This window comes from Streptomyces sp. H39-C1 (assembly GCF_027158125.1).
GTDB classification, from domain to species: Bacteria; Actinomycetota; Actinomycetes; order Streptomycetales; family Streptomycetaceae; genus Actinacidiphila; species Actinacidiphila fildesensis.
Window position 1 is genome coordinate 1 of record NZ_JAPVLS010000134.1, and the last position, 17,064, is coordinate 17,064.

Here is a 17,064-nt window from a genome sequence, read left to right on the forward strand (position 1 = left end):
GCGTACGTGACGGTGGTCAGCGGGTACGCCCCGCCCCTGGCGCTCGCGGGGTCGGGGGTCAGCACCCCGGGGACGGCCGACGGCCGCATCGTGCCGACGCCCTTGGCGAGCGCGTCGTTCGTCGGCTTCACGAACGTGCCGTCGGCGGTGCGCAGCGCGGCGGTCCGCAGTCCGTACCGGGCCGCGGAGGCGGAGTCGACGAGGGCGATGACGGCCCGGTCGCCGGGCTTGGAGGCCTGGCTGACCAGCTTCGCCTTGTGGGCGTTGCTGTCGAGCTCGGCGACGATCGTCCGCCCGGTGTTGCCGCGCCGGGTGCGCTGGGCGCTGTCGTGCATGTCCTGGGTGTACGGGTCCAGGTCGGTGATCCCGTACTGGAGCGGGTCGTTCGGGGGTACGGAGAGCGCGGGCGACAGCGTCGGGTCGGACTTGGGGAAGTCGGTCAGGCCGGTGTCCTTGTCCAGGGTCAGGCTGCCGAAGTACGGATTGATCTTCGCGCCCCAGGGATCCGGCTTCCCGGCGAGGAAGTCCCTGGCCTCCGGGTCCGACCGCAGCCACTGCCAGACCAGGCGCGCGGTGTCGGTCTCGTCCAGCGGCACCAGCAGGGAAAGCGGCCGGGCCGCGTCGACCGCCCAGTTCTTGTACTGCGGATTGAGGGCGATGAATTCCGGGTCGTTGCGCAGGGACGCCGGATTCTTCGCCACATGTGCGGGCGGCTGCGCCAATTGCCAGCCCGGCACGTCACGGATATAGGAATGCGTGAGCATTTTCGCGACGAGCCGTGGCGTCAGTCTCATTTCCTGCAGTTCGCCGGAGCCCGGTGTCTCGATGTAGAACCCGAGGGTGAGGCCGGAGACCGCGACCGGCGCGTGCACGACGGGTGGCCCGCCTTCCGCGGCCTCCACCGGGTCGAGGGTGAAGGCCAGACCGGGGGCGGCGGCGGCCGCCGCCGTCACCTGGCGGCGGGCGTAGGGCTCGCCGCTCTGGCTGAACCCGAAGGTCGTACCGGTGCTCTGGCAGAGCGTGGGCTGCCAGGACGTGAGGGCGTCCGTCACCATCTCCGAACCGATGGTGCGGGACTCGGGCTGGCCGATCGGGCAGTAGGAGCCGGTGGCCAGGAAGTCCAGCCGGAAGACGAGCCGTTGTTCCCAGCTGGTGGTGGACAGCCCGGACGCGTCGACCTTGTCCCCGGCGGTCGCCGTCGTACCGTCCGTGTCGTGCGCCCCGCGCGGCACGACGACCAGCCAGCAGTGCCGCGGGCCGGCGGCCGTGGCGTCGCCGCAGCCGAGATGGGGCGCCTGGACGACGGTCTGCGCCTCGAAGACCGACTCCCCGGTGCCGTCGGCCCCGACGCGTACGAACGGCTGCTCGTTGGTGTCGATGGGCCCGAAGTAGGTGAAGTCCGTGGACGACTTGGTCGGCTTTCCCTTGACCGGGCGGAACGGCACGAAGGGGTTGTCGAAGGGGTGCGCCGGGTCCAGGACGTACGTCTTCTCGCCTGGGTCGACCTGGTCGGGCAGCGCCCGCTGGCCGGCCCACCGGCCGCCGGTGCCGCCGATGCCCGAGGCACCGAACTCGCAGTTCTCCCGGTCGGGCCCGTTCCGGCCGTCCCCCCAGCACTGCATGATCTGCAGATAGTTGGAGGTGAACTCGGTGTCGGTGGTCGGTGCCCCGCCGGTCCAGGTCACCCGGACGCCCTGCGCCCGCAGCTTCTTCGTCTGGTGGACGGTGACCTTCAGAGCGGAGAAGTCGTCGTAGCGGCCCTTGCTGCCGGAGAGCGTGACGGCCGACTCCTCGCCGTCGGCGGCGCTGGCCTGGGACGTGGTGACGGGCAGTGGCAGCAGGGCGATGACGAGGGCCGCGAGGAGAGCGGCGAACCCGAGGATCTGCCGGCCCGGACGCCTGCTCGCGCGCTTGCTGTTGAGCCTGTTCATGCGTCCGCTCCCTTGCCTGGGGTGCGGGCGGTGCGGCCGCTGCGGCCGCTGCGCGCGCCCAGTGCGCGGGCGGCGATCGGCGGGCCGACGACCACACCGAGCAGCAGGATCGCGGAGAGCGCCATCAGCGTGGTGCGCAGCGCGCCCTGCCCGTCGGCGGCGAGCGAGACGGGGTTGCCCGCCACGGTCGCGTCGCCGCCACCGCCGCTGTCGGCCGGCAGCTGCTCCCCGGTGTCCGGGTCGATGGCCGTGGCGCCAGTGGTGCCGGTCGTCGCGCCCGCCGTCGTGGCGCCGGCGGTGGTCCCGCCCGCCGCGGTGCCGCCGGACGTGCCGGCAGTCGTCCCGCCGGTGGTTCCGGACGAACTGCCGGACGAACTGCCGGACGAGCTGCCGCCGTTGGCGCCGGACTTCACCGGCGTCTGCTGGTTCCTGGCACCCGCCGTGCCCGTCGAGCACTGCGTCGTCCCGCGCTTGTCGCAGGGCTGCGGGTACGGGGCGTTCTTGGCGAGGGTGTTGGAGCCGTCGGAGGAGAAGGTGGGGTTGCGGCAACCCTTGATGTCGACGTTCTTGGCCTCGACGCCGGGGATCCGGCGGACCTGCGAGAGCCCGGCCTGCACCAGGTTGATGGGCAGCGGCGAGTAGCCGAGCTGGTCGGCCTGCTGCTGCCCCTCGCAGAGGAAGTAGTAGGCGAAGGCCCCGAGCGTTCTGCCCTTGTCCTCGGTGAACGGCGCCTCGTTCGTGGTCGGGACGATCATGTAGCTGTAGCTGGACAGCGGGTAGGCCCGGCGGTCACCGGAGCGGTAGACGTTGTCGAGGATCTGCGTCAGATAGTCCGTGGAGTTCTTGTCGTCGTTGATCCGGGCGGACATCAGGCCCACAGCGACGCTGGAGGCCGTCGGCTCGACGTAGTAGCCGCTGCTGTTGAGCAGCTTGGCGACGGGAAAGCCGGTCTTGATCGCGTACGAGTACTCGACGTACGTGATCGCGCCCTCCGCCTGGGGCTGCCGGACGTAGCCGGAGACGCCGAGCGAGCCGGACTGGGCGGTGAACCCGGAGCCGGGGATGACCGGGTAGTACGACGTCAGGCCGCAGGGCGTCGGCTTGCCGGCGCGGCGGCAGTAGTCGTTCCACAGGCCGCTCTGCTCCTTGGCCATCCAGGTGCTGAACTGCGCGGTGGTGCCGGAACCGTCGGAGCGGACGACGGGGATGACCCGGCGGGCCGGGAGCGTCAGGCCGGGGTTGTCGGCCGCGACCTCGGGTGCGTTCCACATGGTGATCTTCCCCGTGAAGATCTTGGTGAGCACCGCGCCGGACAGCCGCAGGTTGGTGACCCGCTTGCCGCCGATCTTGAGGTTGTACATGAACGAGGTGCCGCCCGCCACGATCGGCATATAGGCGTAGCCGCGCTTCGGCGGCGCCTCCTTCACGCCGAACTCGGTCAGCCCGTACGGGATTTCCGAGACGCCGAAGTCCGAGACCCCGTTCTTGAACTGCTCGCGCCCGACGGACGATCCGACCGCCGCGTAGTTCACCGTCATCCCGTACTGGGTGACGTTGCGGCGCCACTGGTCCAGCGCGTTGGAGCTCCAGGTGGACCCCGCCCCGCTGATCTTGGTGTACGAGTCGGCGTGCGCGGCGGGTGCCGCGGGCAGCTCGACGGCGAGCAGCACGCAGAGGAGCGCGAGGAGCGCGGCGACGGCGCGGGCGGCGCGGATGCGGCGGGCATCAGCGGGCGGTAGTACGGGTGCGGGTATCACGAAGCACTCCTGGTCGGGGCGGATGCACGGGAGCCGGAGTCGAGCTGTTCCTCGGCGCGGGCGGCGAACCGTGCGGCGAACCGGGCCGCGTCGCGGCGCGAGGCCAGCACACGGCGGTGTTCCTGGCGGCGGGTCAGCCGGCCTGGGCCGCGCCCGCCGATCACCCGGGCGGCGACGAACAGCAGCAGGACGAGCGCCATCAGCACGGCGGCCGTGCCGAATCCGCGGGCGATCATCGTCGGCTCGGGCGACTTGATGAACTCGAACGTGGCCAGTGGCAGCGAGACCTGCGGCCCCGACAGCGGATCGGTGTTGGTGACGGCGGTGAATCCGGCGGTGAGCAGCACCGGCGAGGTCTCCCCGATGCCGCGCGCGGTGCCGAGGATCACGGACGTGGTGAGCCCGGACCTGGCGGTGGGCAGCACCACGTGCCACACCGTCCGCCAGCGCGAGGTGCCGAGGGCGTACGCGGCCTCGCGCAACGGGCCGGGCACCAGCCGGATGACGACGTCGGCGGCGCGGATGATGATCGGCAGCATCATCACGGAGAGCGCGAGGGCGGCGGCCAGTCCTGAGCGGTCGAGACCGAGGGTGAGGATCGCGGTGGCGTAGATGAACAGGCCCGCGACGATCGACGGCAGGGCCGTCATGGCCTCCACGATGGTCCGCACGAAGCGCGCGAACCGGCCCGGCACCTCGTTGAGGAACACCGCGCACAGCAGCCCGGTCGGAACGGTGACCACCAGCGCGATCCCGATCTGCTCCAGCGTGCCGGTGATCGCGTGCAGGATCCCGCCCGCCGCCAGCGGGTCGAGGGGCCCGGCCGACGCCATGTCCTGCGTGTAGAAGTTCAGGTGCGGCAGCGCCTTGCGGCCCTCCCACAGGGTGTAGACGACGACGAAGGCGAGCGCGGCGAGCATCAGCAGGCCCAGGCTCTGGGCGAGGACGGCCGCCACCCGGTCGCGGACGGCGGGACCGTCCTCGTCGAAGGAGACCAGCAGCGCGTACAGCCCGAGGAAGAGCCCGTACGCCACGAGCGTGAAGCCGAGCCCGCCGCTGAACGGCAGCAGCCGGGTGAAGAGCAGCGCGGTGATGCTCAGCGAGGCCGCCGCGGCGCCCAGCACCGCGTACACATCGGTGGCACGCAGCAGCGCGAGCCGGCGGCGCGGCTCGCGGGGGCTCCCGGCGTCGGGTGACGTCGACTTCGAGGGAAGAGTGGTGCGCGGGGAGTTCTGGGCGCTCATGGCGTTGTCTCCGCGCGGCGGGGCGACGAGGGTCATCGGGCCTTCCTCAGGAGTCGCTGGCCGCGCCGGACCGGCTGCGGGCGACGATCGACGATGCGGCGAAGTTGACGACGAGGGTCATCAGGAAGAGCGCGAGGCCCGCGGCCATCAGCGCGGACATGCCGAACTCGCTGGCCTCGCCGTACCGCAGGGCGATCAGCGAGGAGACGGAGCTGGAGCCGTTCTGCAGGATGTGTGGCTGGACCGCGAAGACCGGCGAGATGATCAGGTACACGCCGATGGTCTCGCCGAGCGCGCGGCCCAGGCCCAGCATCGTGCCGCCGATCATGCCGCCCTTGCCGAACGGCAGCACGACGCTGCGGATCATGCCCCAGCGCGTCGCACCGAGCGCGTAGGCGCCCTCCCGCTCACCGACCGGCGCCTGCGAGAAGACCTCCCGCATCACCGAGCAGGCGATCGGCGCGACCATCAGCGCGACGACGATGCCCGCGACGAAGGTGGAGGAGGTGTAGACGGTGGCGGTCGCGAGCGGGTCCGACGGGTCGGCGCCGTCGACCTTGAACAGCGGGAACCAGCCGAAGTACCGGGCGATCCAGCGCGCCGTGCCCAGCACGTGCCCCTGGAGGAAGAACAGCCCCCACAGCCCGTAGACCACCGAGGGCACGGCGGCCATCAGGTCGACCAGACTGATCAGCGTCTGGCGCAGCCGGGGCGGCGAGTACTCGCAGATGTAGAGCGCCGTACCGATGGCGAGCGGTACGGCGAAGCAGATCGCGACGAGGGCGATGAGCACCGTGCCGGTGAGGACGGCCGCGATGCCGAAGTTCCCGGCGTCGGGCTCCCACGCCTCCGTGGTGAGGAACGAGAAGCCGGCTTTCGACAGCGCCTGCCACGCCCGGTAGAGCAGAAACCCGCCGACCAGCAGCATCACCGCCAGCACGAACCCCCCACCGCCCCGGGCCACCGCGCGGAAGACACGGTCGGGCAGCCCGGGATCCGCGTGCAGCCGCCTCGGTACGTCCTCGGCGGCGGCTGCCGCGGGTGGTCGGTCATGCGTTCGTGTCGTCACATGGCTGACGTTCACGGGGTGCGGTGGACGCGTGCGCAAGGCGATGTGAACGAGGGGCCCCGTAGAGGCAACTTCGTTTCACATGGCGTCAGTTACCGCACATCGGCTCCTTCGGAGAGACCGTTGTCCACCTGTTCGGTCCCGGCGGCACCCATCTCGGCAAGCAGCGCGCGGAAGCGGTCGTAGGCGGTCTGGCAGGTCGAGTGCCGCTCGTAGGCCCGCGACGAGACGGCGACCGTCTGCCCGTCCGCACCGCGCAGCCGCCACACCCAGCCGTTGCTGTCGGCGGCGTGCTGCACTCCCCCGGGCAGCCCCTCCGACCCGGCACACAACCGCCCGAACGCCCGCAGGCACTCCCCGTAGTCCGGGTAAGCGGTTGCGCCGACCGCTACCGTCCGCCCGTTCTGGGCGGTGAGCCGCCAGGAGTGAAATCCCTCGTCATCGATGTCTATCCGACAGCGCGCACCGACCCCGGCCGCGCCCCCCGTGTCCCCTGCTGCCATCCCCCACCCCTGCTGGCCGTCTCAAGGAAGGCTGCATATGCGGCAGACATGCAGCACACGCAATGTAATGAGACTGCGCAGACAAAGGGCGTACTCACAGGAGCACCACAGCATGCCTTCACCACGAAGTTGCCCCTCGTTCACCCCACCCGAGCAAGCGCTCTCCGCCCTCCGGTTCAGCGGATCCCGGAGCGGACCCGCTGACGAAGTCGCTCATCGGCAAGGGTCGGCGCGTCACGCCAAGCGAAGTCGGTCACCTCTTCGGCCTGCAGTTCCCTCACATCGGCCGCGGTGCGGAAGAGGAACCGGAAGTCGATGTGCCGGTGGCCGGGTTCGCCCTTGGCGGCGTTGGCCGGGATCGGATGAGTATCGATGTGAACGGGCCGGTCGCCGACCGAGGTGACCGATTCCATGGCGATACCCGTTTCCTCGGTGAGCTCCCGCAGGGCCGCGTCATGCAGCGTGGTGTCCTGCGGTTCGAGGTGGCCGCCGGGCAGCAGCCACGTGTCCAGAGCCAGATGGTGAATGTGCAGGACCTCGCCCTCCCGGTTGACGAGAACCGCGCCGGCCGTGGCATGCCCGCGGAACTCCTGACGGCTGCTGAGGTCGGCCCCGTCGTCAAGCAGCCCGAGCACGACGGACAGCGCGTCCTTCTCCTCAGGGTGCGCGTCCAGGTACGCGTCAACGGTGGCACGGATGTGTTCGGACGTGATGGCCAAGTCGATCACCTGTTGAAGTAGTTGAGCCAGATCGCCGCGATGGCGGCGCGGTCGGTCGCGCTGACCTCGTGCATACCGGATTCGAGATCACCGCGGGTGAGCATCCTGATGGCCGCCAGGATCTCGGCCTGCACCAGGAAGATGAAAGGCCCCACGCTGGCGCCGTGCAGAAAGTTGACGGCGTTGCCGCCGTTGGCCAGATAGAAGTAGTGGCCCGTGGTCCGGTAGCGGGTCACGTGCTCGCTCACCGTCGCTCGGGTGTAGACGTCCGGCAGTCCGAGCAGTTCCAGTTCATCCTCACTGCTCGTCACGGTGGCGACGTACGCTCCATTGCGCAAATGCGGGAAGTCCTCCCCGCGTAACGAGATCGCGCCCGTGGCGCAGAGCACCAGCCCTGCCCCGTTCAGCGCGCTCTCCCGGTCCCGGGCGACGGTGAAGCCCTGAGAAAGCGCCTGCGTCCGGCGGACGGGGTCGATGTCGAAGACGGTCACATGGACGCCCTTGGCGTGCAGCAGCCGGGCAATGCTCGATCCGAGCTTGCCGAACCCGATCACGAGGGCCGGGCGCCCGTGCAGGATGTCGCCCCGCCCGCGCATGTCGGGCCGGGCGTCGGTGCTGGCGCCCGCTCCGGATTCGGACGCGGACTCGGCCCTGAATCGCGACCAGACCACCTTGCCGATCGGTTCGCGGTCCTCGACGCCCCAACCGTCGGAGAGCTCATCGACGATCAGCAGGCCGCGCCCGGAGATGTCCGTAGAGCCGGACCGCCGAATGCGCGGCACGGTCCTACTGCTGTCGTGGACCTCGATTCGGACCCACCCACCGGCGGCGGCCACCTTCACGAGAAATCCGCGGCCGGGGGCGGCGGCGTGGGTGAGGGCGTTGGAGGCGAGCTCGGAGACGCAGAGCCGTACGTCATCGGCTCGTCCTGACAGGCCCCAGGCCGCCAGAGTTGTGGTCGCGAAGTCGCGGGCTATGGCGATCGATGCCGGTACGGCGTCGAAGAATCGTTGCGCGGCCCCCGACGGGACGGGCTCGGAATGCATTGGGTCCATCGATCCCCCTGCAGCAGTGCCTCGCAAGGGTGTTGCGAAGCTCACAGCAAACCTTAAGGCGAATCGACTTAAGGTTGCAAGGTGTCAGCAACTCCGCCTCCACGGCTCCTGGCGATACGTTGGAGGTCCGCCGATGGAAGGAACGGCCCTTGACGAACGAGGAATGGGAGAGCGAATCGACGCGGTACCTGACTCCCCGTGGGCAGGGCCGGTCGGACGCGTGGACGGAGGAGGCCGCGGAGAACAACCGTCGCGGCGGACAGCGACTTCTCGCTGCGGGGATGGTCGTGCCTCCGCTTGAAGTCGCCCGGGCCCTACGCCTCCCGGAGGGCGAGCAGGTGGTCGTACGACGACGCCTGATCCTGCTTGATGGCCTGCCCGTGGAGCTCGCGGACTCGTACTACCCGGCCCGCATCGCGGCCGGCACCGAGCTCGCCGAGCAGAGGAAGGTGCCCGGAGGAGCAGTCACGCTGCTCGCCCGGCTCGGCCATGTGGCGGGGCACGTCGAGGAATCGGTCACCGCACGTATGCCCACCGAAGTGGAACGGGAAGCCCTTCAACTCGGCGAACAGGACCCGGTGATCCTCCTGTCGCGGCTTATCCTCTCCGGTGACGATCAACCGATGGAGGCCTGCGTGATGACCATGACCGCAAGCGATCGCGTGCTGCGCTACCGGCTCCGGCTCGGCTGACGCATGCCCCACTGGAACGACACCCGGCCCGCCCATCAGCAGATCGCTGCGGAACTGCGTGACCGGATCATGGCGCGCCGATTGGAGCCGGGCAGCAAGCTGCCTTCCACACAACAGCTCATGAACGAGTTCGGCGTGGTCGGCACCACCGTCCAGAAGGCGCTCCAGATCCTGAAGGGCGAGGGCTTCGCCGTCGGGCATCCCGGAAAAGGGGTCTTCATCCGCGAGCAGCCGAACCACACCATTGTTCCGGCCTCGTACATCCCGCCGCCGGAGAGCGGCGCGCCGGATCGCTGGATGGAGCAGGCGGCAGCCCGTTCGCGGACCGGAGCGACCCGGATCCTCGATGTCGCGGAGGTTACGGCCCCGCATGATGTCGCGGAGGCGCTCGGACTGGCGGACGGCGGGACCGCCGTACTCCGGTCCCGGCTCATGCTGCTCGACGACGAGCCGGCGGAGCTCGTGCGCTCCTACTACCCGGTCGAACTGGCCCGGGGCACTCGTCTCACCGACCGCCGACGCATCCGCGGTGGATCACCGACGCTCCTCGCCGAGCTGGGCCATCCGCCCCGGGAGTTCGTCGACCGGGTCTCCGCGCGTCCGCCGACGTCCGAGGAATTCACCGTGCTGGAGCTGCCCGCCGAGGTGTGCGTGCTGCGCACCTTCCGGGTGGTCCACTCCGATGGTGGCCGCCCTATCGAGGCTTCCGTGATGGTGAAGGCAGGCCACCTGTACGAACTCGAATACCGCCTGCCCGTGATGCCCGTGATCTGACGCCGGCCGTCGGAGCGGCCGGGGGTCAGCCGATGACGAGGAGGACGGCCAGGACGATGGCGCCGGTGATGATCGGGGCGATGACCTCGTAGGCCCAGCGGACGCTGACCTCGCCCTGGGCGCCGGGCTTGGCGGCGTTGGTCTCGGCGAGCTCGCGGAGTTCGTCGACGGCCTGGTCGGACCAGGCGCGGGGCGGGATCTCCGGGGCGTTGAGGGCGGAGGACTGGCGGGCCGTCGCGGTGGCGGCGCGGGCGGTCTGGCGGGCGACGCGCTTGCGGGCGCGCAGCGAGACCGGGATCGCCCAGAGCTGGAAGCGCTGGCCGCCGGCGACGACCTCGGTGGAGTAGCCGGCCCGCAGGTGTTCCACGGCCGACCACGGCACGGTGATCGTCCGGAAGGGATTGCGGATGCGGAGCCGTTCCTCGCCCGCGAAGACGGCGGGCCGGATCGTGAAGGCCGCCAGCAGGGGCAGGGCCGCCAGGAGCCCGGCGAGGGTCAGCCACGGGGTGCGTCCCGAGCCGCGGAGCACCGCGTCGGCGCCGAGCCACAGGGAGAGCGCGATCAGCAGCGTGCCGGTGACGATGCCGGCCACCGACCGGTAGGCGCGGTCGTCGTACTTCGGCCGGTCGGGCTGCGGGGTCGGCGTGGGGTCGTCGGAACTCGTCATAAGGCCCGATTCTGCCTGACGGGTGCCGCGCGGCCGGTCGCGCACAGGTTGCGGTACGGCATCGGGACAGATCGGTACGGCGTCGGCATGGATCGAGAAAACAGCGCGGTAGCAGGAAGCGGTGGTAGGAAAAGGGGCCGGCCATCCCCCCTGTGGCCTTGCGGCGCGGGCCCTGTGCGCCCACCCGGCCCCACGGCCGCCACGGCAGCCGACACCGCAGCGCACACAGCCCCGGAGGCACCCGCCCGCCCCGCCGCGAACACGCCCGGGTGTGGCGAACGAATCAGGGGGGTGGTGGTGACAGGTCGCTACGCGCGTAGATATGCTCATGTGGTGACCATGCCCACTGTTCCCGCTTTCGGCCCAGAAGCCGCGGCCCGGCTGGCGACGATGGCGGACGTGACCGCCTCGGACACCGCACTCCGCCGCTTCCTCCACGGACTGCCCGGTGTCGATGCCGTCGGCCTCGAAGCCCGCGCCGCCACGCTCGGCACCCGTTCGATCAAGACGACGGCGAAGTCCTACGCCATCGACCTGGCGATCTCCATGATCGATCTGACCACGCTCGAAGGCGCGGACACCCCCGGCAAGGTCCGGGCGCTGTGCGCCAAGGGCATCCATCCGGATCCCACCGACCGCACGGCCCCCAAGGTCGCCGCGATCTGTGTCTACCCCGACATGGTGAAGACCGCGAAGGAGGCGCTGCGCGGATCCGGCATCAACGTCGCCTCCGTCGCCACCGCCTTCCCGGCCGGCCGCACCGCGCTGCCGGTGAAGCTCGCCGACACCGCCGACGCGGTGGCCGCGGGCGCGGACGAGATCGACATGGTCATCGACCGTGGTGCGTTCCTCACCGGCCGCTACCTGCAGGTCTTCGAGGAGATCAGGGCCGTCAAGACGGCCTGCCAAAGGCCGGACGGCAGCGCCGCCCACCTCAAGGTGATCTTCGAGAACGGCGAGCTGGCGACGTACGACAACATCCGCCGCTGCTCCTGGCTCGCGATGCTCGCCGGCGCCGACTTCATCAAGACCTCGACGGGCAAGGTCGCGGTCAACGCGACCCCGCCGAACACGCTGCTGATGCTGGAGGCCGTCCGCGACTTCCGCGACGCGGTGGGTGTACAAGTGGGAGTGAAGCCGGCCGGCGGCATCCGCACCACGAAGGACGCCATCAAGTACCTGGTGATGGTCAACGAGACGCTCGGCGAGGAGTGGCTGTCCCCGCACTGGTTCCGATTCGGTGCATCCAGCCTGCTCAACGATCTGTTGATGCAGCGCCAGAAGCTCAGCACCGGGCGATACTCCGGTCCCGACTACGTGACGGTGGACTGACCGACATGGCATTTGAATACGCACCCGCACCCGAGTCCCGCGCGGTCGTCGACATCGCGCCGTCGTACGGGCTCTTCATCGACGGCCAGTTCTCCGAGGCCGCCGACGGCAAGGTCTTCAAGACCGTTTCGCCCTCCTCGGAGGAGGTCCTCTCCGAGGTCGCCCAGGCCGGGGCCGAGGACGTCGACCGGGCGGTGAAGGCCGCCCGCAAGGCGTTCGAGAAGTGGTCCGCGCTGCCCGGCGCCGAGCGCGCCAAGTACCTGTTCCGGATCGCCCGCATCGTGCAGGAGCGCTCCCGCGAGCTGGCCGTGCTGGAGTCGCTGGACAACGGCAAGCCGATCCGCGAGACCCGCGACACCGACCTGCCGCTGGTCGCCGCGCACTTCTTCTACTACGCGGGCTGGGCCGACAAGCTCGGCCACGCCGGCTACGGCGCCGACCCGCGCCCGCTGGGCGTGGCCGGCCAGGTCATCCCGTGGAACTTCCCGCTGCTGATGCTGGCGTGGAAGATCGCCCCGGCGCTCGCCGCGGGCAACACGGTGGTGCTCAAGCCCGCCGAGACGACCCCGCTCAGCGCCCTGTTCTTCGCGGACATCTGCCGCCAGGCCGGGCTGCCCAAGGGCGTCGTCAACATCATCACGGGCGACGGCGCCACCGGCGCGGCGCTCGTGGAGCACCCCGACATCAACAAGGTCGCCTTCACCGGCTCCACCGAGGTCGGCAAGGCCATCGCCCGCTCCATCGCCGGCACGGACAAGAAAATCACGCTGGAGCTGGGTGGCAAGGCCGCCAACATCGTCTTCGACGACGCGCCGGTCGACCAGGCCGTCGAGGGCATCGTCAACGGCATCTTCTTCAACCAGGGGCACGTCTGCTGCGCCGGCTCCCGCCTCCTGGTCCAGGAGTCGGTGGCCGAGGAGGTGCTGGACGCGCTCAAGCGCCGTATGCAGACGCTGCGCGTCGGCGACCCGCTGGACAAGAACACCGACATCGGCGCCATCAACTCCGCCGAGCAGCTGGCCCGCATCACCGAGCTCACCGAGGCCGGCGAGGCCGAGGGCGCCGATCGCTGGGCCCCGGCCTGCGACCTGCCGTCCGCCGGCTACTGGTTCCGCCCGACGCTCTTCACGAACGTCACCCAGGCGCACCGGATCGCCCGCGAGGAGATCTTCGGCCCGGTGCTGTCCGTGCTGACGTTCCGCACCCCGGCTGAAGCCGTCGAGAAGGCGAACAACACGCAGTACGGCCTGTCGGCCGGCATCTGGACGGAGAAGGGCTCGCGCATCCTGTGGATGGCGAACCAGCTCCGCGCGGGCGTCGTCTGGGCCAACACGTTCAACAAGTTCGACCCGACCTCGCCCTTCGGCGGCTACAAGGAATCGGGCTTCGGCCGCGAAGGCGGCCGTCACGGCCTGGAGGCGTACCTCGATGTCTGAGAAGTCTGAAAAGTCCGAGCGGCTCAGCGTTTTCAAGACGTACAAGCTTTACGTCGGGGGCAAGTTCCCCCGCAGCGAGAGCGGGCGGGTGTACGAGGTGACCGACTCCAAGGGCAACTGGCTCGCCAACGCGCCGCTGTCGTCCCGCAAGGACGCGCGGGACGCGGTGGTGGCCGCCCGCAAGGCGTTCGGCGGCTGGTCGGGCGCCACCGCGTACAACCGCGGCCAGGTGCTCTACCGCGTCGCCGAGATGCTGGACGGTCGGCGTGAGCAGTTCGCCGCCGAGGTCGCGGCGGCCGAGGGCATCTCGAAGGCCAAGGCCGCGGCGCAGGTGGACGCGGCCGTCGACCGCTGGATCTGGTACGCGGGCTGGACCGACAAGATCGGCCAGATCGTCGGCTCGGCGAACCCCGTCGCCGGACCGTTCTTCAACCTCTCCACCCCGGAGCCGACCGGCGTGGTGGTCGTCCTCGCCCCCCAGGCGTCGTCGTTCCTCGGCCTGGTCTCGGTGATCGCCCCGGCGATCGCCACCGGCAACACGGTGATCGTCGTGGCGAGCGAGAACTCGCCGCTGCCCGCGCTGGCGCTGGGCGAGGTGCTCGCCACCTCGGACCTGCCCGGTGGCGTCGTCAACATCCTGTCCGGGCGGACGGCGGAGATCTCTCCGTCGCTCGCCTCGCACCAGGACGTCAACGCGATCGACCTGACGGGCGCGGACGCCGGCCTGGCGAAGGATCTGCAGATCGCCGCGGCCGACAACATGAAGCGCGTCCTGCGCCCCCGCGGCGCGAAGGACGGCGACTGGTCCGCCGACCCGGGCCTGGACCGCCTCAAGGCGTTCCTGGAGACGAAGACCGTCTGGCACCCGATCGGCGTCTGACCGGCCTGCGATCGACCTCAGGCGGAGATCCAGGCTCACGCACGCACCAGGGCGTGTGAGCAAGGTCTCCGTCCACCGGCACCCCTCGCGGGGCAGGCTTGACCCGCGGGGGGCGTTGCGTTTTCAGGTACCTGTTCACCGCGCCGCCGTGTCTCCCCGCGTCAGTGCGCCACCGTCGGAGGATCCCTGTGTGGGACGGCTTCACCGGGGTTCTTCCCTACGTCGCCTTCAGCGCGTTCCTGTGCTTCCTGGTGCCGTCCGTCCCGGTGTGGCTCGGGCGCCGCAAGGCCCGCGCGATCGCCGCCGGCCGGCCGATACGGATCCGCAGCCGGCTGCGCGTCGACGAGCCGCCGTCCGCATCCCCTGACACCGGCCCGTCCAGTACCTCCGAGCGCGGTGAACTGGTGGCGCTGCCCGGCGGGCCGCTGTACTTCCTGTCGTCGGACGGCCCGGTACCGGTGCTGGAACTGCCGCCCGGCGGCACCTTCGAGCGCACCCTGTACGCCCGCGCCGGCTCCGCGCCCGGCTCGGGCCGCCGGATCGTGCGGACCGCGCTCGTCCACCGCACGCCGTCGGGCGGCAGCCTCCGCGTCGAGACCGCCCGCGGCGACAGCCGTGCCCTGCGGGCCGCCCTCCAGGCGCCTCCCACCGGACGGCCGGCCCCACGCGCCCTGCCGGCCCGGCTGCCGGTCTGGTGCGCCGTCCTGGCCGTCCTGGCGCTGCTCGGCGCCGTACCGGTGGCCTCGATCGCCGTGTTCGGCAAGCAGGTCACCGCCCATGTCACGTCGAACACCGGGGACGACTACTGCGGTGTCGGCTGGGCCGACCCCTGGGACGGCTCCCGCAGGGACGCCGAGGTCGACTGCATCCGGGCGGACGACGGGCACTACCGGCGCGGCGACACCATCGACGTCATCGCCCTGCCCCGGCCGCTGCGCGGCAACGCCTTCGACACCGACAGCCTGCCGATCCTCGGCGTGCTCTGCGCGGCCGAACTGCTGGTGAGCGCGCTGGGCTTCGGGCTCTCGCAGCTGCGCTGGAGCCGCCACTGGCGGCCCTCGGAAGCCGTCCCCGCCACCGTCACGACACCCGAGCAGCCCGAGCGGCCGTCCACCGACCCGGTGCTGTCGCTGGCCCGGCCCCTCGACCGGCTGCTGGCCCGCCGTCTCCATCTGCCGCCGGACTTCCACGACTCGCCCTGGTGGCGGGTTTCCGTACTGCGGAAGCTGGCCGTCCGCGACGGCGTCTCGTTCGGCGGCCTGACGCTCCTCGGACTGGCCCTGGTGCTCCTGCGCGACCTGTGGACCCACGACAGCGACGCCACCGTCTGGATCATCGTGGCGGCGCTCACCGCTCTGGGGGCCGCCGCGCGCGTCGTGCACCGCGCCGTGGACGCCACCCGCGTCGTCCGCACCCTGCTGCGCGCCGTCCGCTCCGGCGACCCGCAGGAGGTCCGCTACGCCCTGCTGTACGTCGCGGAGGCCGCCGACACCAGCTGCCTGTGCCCGGACGACGCCGACGGCCGGCGCGCGGAAGTGGCCGTCGCGACGGCCTCGATCGGCATCGCGACCCCGGCCGCGGCCGTGCCGAAGGCCAGGAGCGGAGCGGAAGCGGGCACCGCACCCGGCCGGCAGGGGGCGGCGTACGTGGAGGAGGGTTCCTCAGCCGGGCAGGAGGGTGGACAGCTGGCCCACGAGCGGCAGCTCTGACACCGAGTCCCCCTGGGAGAGCGGCCCGGTCACGGCGCCCGTCGACACCGGCTTGAAGTCCGCCACCTGCGGGGTTACCACGTTGTCCAGCGGGTCCACCCCGGTCTGCGCCAGCGGGTTGATCGTCAGGTGCTTGACCGGGCCCAGCGCGTAACCCAGGGCGGAATCGGAACCCAGCGTCGAGCCGACGGCCGAATCGGAGCCGAGGGCCGAGTCGGTGAGGGCCGGCGCCGTGCCGGCCGACGCCGAGCCGCTCGCCGCGAGGGCGGCGGCCGCCGCGGCGACGGTGACGGTGGCCGCGGTGCGCAGCAGGGAGTTCAGCTTCGGACGGGCGTGGTTCGGCATGGCCACCTGCTTGGCATAGAAGTGCGGTGATCTGGTGGAACACGGCACGGGGACGCGTCCCGGCGACACTCACGGCGCGGCACCGCGGAGGATCGCCATTCGGCTACACAAGGTAGTTGGACGAGTGCACAGCGTCCAAACCTGCGCCCGGGGGGTCACCCGGTCGGCGCAATGCCGCACACTGTTCTCTCGTGAGTTCCTCTCCGTCCACCGCGCGCGTGATCCTGCTGGCCGGCCCTTCCGGGTCCGGCAAGTCGTCCCTGGCCGCCCGTACCGGGCTGCCGGTGCTGCACCTCGACGACTTCTACAAGGAGGGCGACGACCCGACCCTCCCCCAACTGGCGCACGGCGCCGGCACGGACTGGGACTCGGCGCTCTCCTGGGACGCGGACGCGGCGGTGGCGGCGATCAGCACGCTGTGCGCGACCGGCACCGCCTCGGTGCCCGAGTACGACATCGCGTCGAGCTCCATCACCGGCGAGATCCATGTCGAACTGACGGGCTCCCCCGTCTTCGTCGCCGAGGGCATCTTCGCGGCCGACATCACCGACCGCTGCCGCGAACTGGGACTGCTGGCGGACACCCTGTGCCTGCGCGGCAGTCCGGCCGTCACGGCCTGGCGGCGGTTCCGCCGCGATCTGGCCGAGGGCCGCAAGTCCGTGACGGTCCTGCTGCGCAGGGGCTGGCGGCTGATGCGCGGCGAGCGGGCGATCGTGGCCCGGCAGACCGCACTGGGCGCCTACCCGTGCGGCCAGGACGAAGCACTGCGCCGCATCACCGCGCTGCCGCTGCCCGCACCGCGCGCGGCGGCGGACCAGCCGACCGACATACCCGTGGACGCGTAACCGCCCCGAACGACGGCCCCGGCCCCCGCCCCGCACGCACAAACAGGTGCGGGACCAACCATCCCCCCCGGACGGCCCGGGCCCGCACCTGTTTGTGCGCGCGGGG

The 17,064-nt window shown here is 71.0% G+C and carries 16 protein-coding genes; 7 read left to right on the forward strand and 9 right to left on the reverse strand.

The annotated features are described in order from the left end of the window. The 7 genes from O3W51_RS44230 to O3W51_RS44260 form a co-directional block, all read right to left on the reverse strand. Positions 1-1,931 (reverse strand): hypothetical protein (locus O3W51_RS44230; RefSeq protein WP_269289461.1); only part of this gene is annotated, 1,931 nt, incomplete at its 3' end. Continuing rightward, positions 1,928-3,688, reverse strand: coding sequence for a phosphate ABC transporter substrate-binding protein PstS (gene pstS, locus O3W51_RS44235; protein WP_269289463.1), 1,761 nt, complete (start codon positions 3,686-3,688; stop codon positions 1,928-1,930). The genes O3W51_RS44230 and pstS, both read right to left, overlap by 4 nt. Further along, a complete protein-coding gene (gene pstA, locus O3W51_RS44240; RefSeq protein ID WP_198357046.1) occupies positions 3,685-4,968 on the reverse strand; it encodes a phosphate ABC transporter permease PstA in 1,284 nt (427 codons plus the stop codon). The genes pstS and pstA overlap by 4 nt, the downstream gene beginning before the upstream one ends. A 10-nt stretch (positions 4,969-4,978) precedes the next feature. Further along, on the reverse strand, positions 4,979-6,001 hold the full coding sequence (pstC, locus tag O3W51_RS44245) for a phosphate ABC transporter permease subunit PstC (protein WP_138352199.1): 1,023 nt from the start codon (positions 5,999-6,001) through the stop codon (positions 4,979-4,981). A gap of 92 nt (positions 6,002-6,093) precedes the next feature. Further along, positions 6,094-6,504 (reverse strand): DUF1508 domain-containing protein, encoded by a 411-nt coding sequence (locus O3W51_RS44250; RefSeq protein ID WP_138352200.1) that lies wholly within the window; start codon positions 6,502-6,504, stop codon positions 6,094-6,096. A gap of 176 nt (positions 6,505-6,680) precedes the next feature. Further along, positions 6,681-7,232: an NUDIX hydrolase gene (locus O3W51_RS44255; protein ID WP_307811155.1), complete on the reverse strand. Its 552-nt coding sequence runs from the start codon at positions 7,230-7,232 to the stop codon at positions 6,681-6,683. After that, positions 7,229-8,278, reverse strand: a complete 1,050-nt coding sequence (locus tag O3W51_RS44260; RefSeq protein WP_232484666.1) for an ATP-binding protein — start codon at positions 8,276-8,278, stop codon at positions 7,229-7,231. Before O3W51_RS44260 ends, O3W51_RS44255 begins: the two co-directional genes overlap by 4 nt. Before the next feature lie 149 nt (positions 8,279-8,427). On the opposite strand from O3W51_RS44260, the gene O3W51_RS44265 reads away from it, so the two are divergent. Next, a complete protein-coding gene (locus O3W51_RS44265) occupies positions 8,428-8,970 on the forward strand; it encodes a GntR family transcriptional regulator (RefSeq protein WP_164294925.1) in 543 nt (180 codons plus the stop codon). 3 nt (positions 8,971-8,973) lie between these two features. Further along, positions 8,974-9,744 (forward strand): GntR family transcriptional regulator, encoded by a 771-nt coding sequence (locus tag O3W51_RS44270; RefSeq protein WP_138352202.1) that lies wholly within the window; start codon positions 8,974-8,976, stop codon positions 9,742-9,744. Between the two features lie 25 nt (positions 9,745-9,769). On the opposite strand, the gene O3W51_RS44275 is transcribed toward O3W51_RS44270, so the two are convergent. Beyond that, positions 9,770-10,411, reverse strand: coding sequence for a PH domain-containing protein (locus O3W51_RS44275; RefSeq protein ID WP_198357047.1), 642 nt, complete (start codon positions 10,409-10,411; stop codon positions 9,770-9,772). Between the two features lie 339 nt (positions 10,412-10,750). Between O3W51_RS44275 and deoC the strand changes: the two genes are divergently transcribed. The 4 genes from deoC (at position 10,751) to O3W51_RS44295 (ending at position 15,768) form a co-directional block, all read left to right on the forward strand. Next, on the forward strand, positions 10,751-11,743 hold the full coding sequence (deoC, locus tag O3W51_RS44280) for a deoxyribose-phosphate aldolase (protein WP_187145318.1): 993 nt from the start codon (positions 10,751-10,753) through the stop codon (positions 11,741-11,743). Positions 11,744-11,748: 5 nt separating this feature from the next. Further along, complete coding sequence (locus O3W51_RS44285) at positions 11,749-13,179, forward strand: aldehyde dehydrogenase family protein (protein WP_138352204.1); 1,431 nt, start codon at positions 11,749-11,751, stop codon at positions 13,177-13,179. After that, the gene (locus O3W51_RS44290; RefSeq protein ID WP_198357048.1) at positions 13,172-14,059 is read left to right on the forward strand and encodes an aldehyde dehydrogenase family protein; all 888 of its coding nucleotides are present in this window, start codon (positions 13,172-13,174) and stop codon (positions 14,057-14,059) included. The genes O3W51_RS44285 and O3W51_RS44290 overlap by 8 nt, the downstream gene beginning before the upstream one ends. A 188-nt stretch (positions 14,060-14,247) precedes the next feature. Then, a complete protein-coding gene (locus O3W51_RS44295) occupies positions 14,248-15,768 on the forward strand; it encodes a hypothetical protein (protein WP_198357049.1) in 1,521 nt (506 codons plus the stop codon). Here the strand turns inward: O3W51_RS44295 and O3W51_RS44300 are convergent. Beyond that, on the reverse strand, positions 15,721-16,113 hold the full coding sequence (locus O3W51_RS44300; RefSeq protein ID WP_198357050.1) for a hypothetical protein: 393 nt from the start codon (positions 16,111-16,113) through the stop codon (positions 15,721-15,723). The two genes, O3W51_RS44295 and O3W51_RS44300, sit on opposite strands and share 48 nt — an antisense overlap. A gap of 191 nt (positions 16,114-16,304) precedes the next feature. On the opposite strand from O3W51_RS44300, the gene O3W51_RS44305 reads away from it, so the two are divergent. After that, positions 16,305-16,958, forward strand: a complete 654-nt coding sequence (locus O3W51_RS44305; protein WP_244809366.1) for a uridine kinase family protein — start codon at positions 16,305-16,307, stop codon at positions 16,956-16,958. The last annotated feature ends 106 nt before the right edge of the window (positions 16,959-17,064 follow it).